Consider the following 1873-nt stretch of genomic DNA (forward strand, 5'->3'; position numbering starts at 1 on the left):
CCGATCTGGCGTCCGGGTCGGCTTCGGCGCAGGCGGTGCCGTGCCGGCCGCACCCTTCGGTTCCGCCGCCTTGGCCCGCGCGGGCGTCGCCGCCCGGCCCCCGGCCGCCCGCTGCGCGGCCATGTCGCTCCAGCCGCCCGCGTAGACGGTCGCGCGCCCGCCCTCCTCCAGCGCCACCGTCGCCGTCGCCACCCGGTCGAGGAAGTCGCGGTCGTGGCTCACCAGGAGGACGGTGCCGTCATAGGCGCCGAGCACATCTTGCAGAAGATCGAGCGTCTCCACGTCGAGGTCGTTCGTCGGCTCGTCGAGGACCAGCAGGTTCGAGGGCTTCGCCATGATCCGCGCGAGCAGCAGCCGCGCCTTCTCGCCCCCCGACAGCGAGCGCACCGGCGCCCGCGCCTGCGCCTCGTCGAAGAGGAATTCCTTCAGGTAGCCTACCACGTGCTTTGGCGTGCCGCGCACCATGACCTGGTCCGAGCGCCCCGAGACGCCGGTGACGGGATCGTCCGTCAGGCTCTCCCAGAGCGTCGCGTCCGGGTCGAGCGCCGCGCGCGCCTGGTCGAAGACCGCGAGCTCGAGCCCGGTGCCGAGCGTCACCCCGCCCGTGTCGGGCGCGATCTCGCCCGTCAGCATCTTGAGGAGCGTCGTCTTCCCCGCCCCGTTCGGCCCGACCAGCGCGACCCGGTCGCCGCGCAGCACACGGAGGTCAAAGGGCGCGATGATCGTGCGCCCGCCATGGCTCTTGGAGATGCCGCGCGCCTCGATCACGCGCTTGCCGCTCGCCGGCCCGCTCTCGAGCGCCATGGCGGCCGCCCCCGTGCGCGCGATCATCCCCGCCCGCTCCTCGCGGAGCTTCGCGAGCTCCCGCACCCGGCCCTGGTTGCGCTTGCGCCGGGCGCTGATCCCTTCGACGGCCCATTTCGCCTCGGCCTTGATCTTGCGGTCGAGCTTGTGGCGGGCGAGGTCCTCCTCCTCCCAGATGCGGTCGCGCCAGTCCTCGAACTGCTCGAAGCCCCGGTCCATCCGCCGCACCGCGCCCCGGTCGAGCCAGAGCGTCGCGCGCGCGAGCCGCCTGAGGAAGGCGCGGTCGTGCGAGATGACGATGAAGGCGGCCTTCGTGCGGGCGAGTTCCCCCTCCAGCCACTCGATGGCCGCGATGTCGAGGTGGTTCGTGGGCTCGTCGAGCAGCATGAGGTCCGGCGCCTCCGCCAGGAGCCGCGCCAGCGCCGCACGCCGCTTCTCCCCGCCCGAGGCCCGGTCGGCGCGGGTCGAGAGATCGAGGTCGAGCCCCTCGGCCGCCGCCTCCACCCGCCAGGTCTCGGAGGTCCCGAGCGTCGCGGTGGCGAAATCGCCGAGCGTGGCGAAGCCCGCGAAGTCCGGGTCCTGCTCGAGATAGCCGACCGTCGTGCCCTCCGGCAGCACCCGCGCGCCCGCGTCGGGCTCGACGAGGCCCGCCATGACCTTCATCAGCGTCGACTTGCCCGACCCGTTCCGCCCCACCAGCGCCAGCCGGTCGCCCGGATGCACCACGAGGTCGAGCCCCTCGAAGACGGGATCGCCCCCGAAGCCGAGGGTCAGTCCGCTGAGCTGGAGGATCGGTGCATTCGCCATGGCGCCGAGGTATTGGGCCGCCCCGCCCCCGTCAATGGCGCCGTCAATGGCGCCTGCAAGGACGCGCGACGCGCCCCCCGATCACTCCGCGGCACAACCCGCCCCGCCGCAGCGACACCCGCACGCCGACCCGCCCCGGAAGGCGCCGCCCCGCCCCTTCATCCTGGCGATAAACTCCCGCCGGAGGCACCAGCGCCGTCGAGGGGCTCCAAGCCCCTCGACGGCGCTTCCCCCCCGGCGACGGCGCAGCCGGCGCAAACCC

At 73.8% G+C, this 1873-nt stretch carries 1 protein-coding gene; it reads right to left on the reverse strand.

Annotated elements, in window-relative coordinates; genetic code table 11:
- A partial coding sequence (locus tag ACTS11_RS00100; RefSeq protein WP_442638320.1) for an ABC-F family ATP-binding cassette domain-containing protein occupies nt 1-1611 on the reverse strand: 1611 nt, incomplete at its 3' end.
- Nucleotides 1612-1873: the final 262 nt, after the last annotated feature.

The sequence above is a fragment of the Roseicyclus sp. genome, from assembly GCF_052168335.1.
Taxonomy (GTDB): Bacteria; Pseudomonadota; Alphaproteobacteria; order Rhodobacterales; family Rhodobacteraceae; genus Roseibacterium.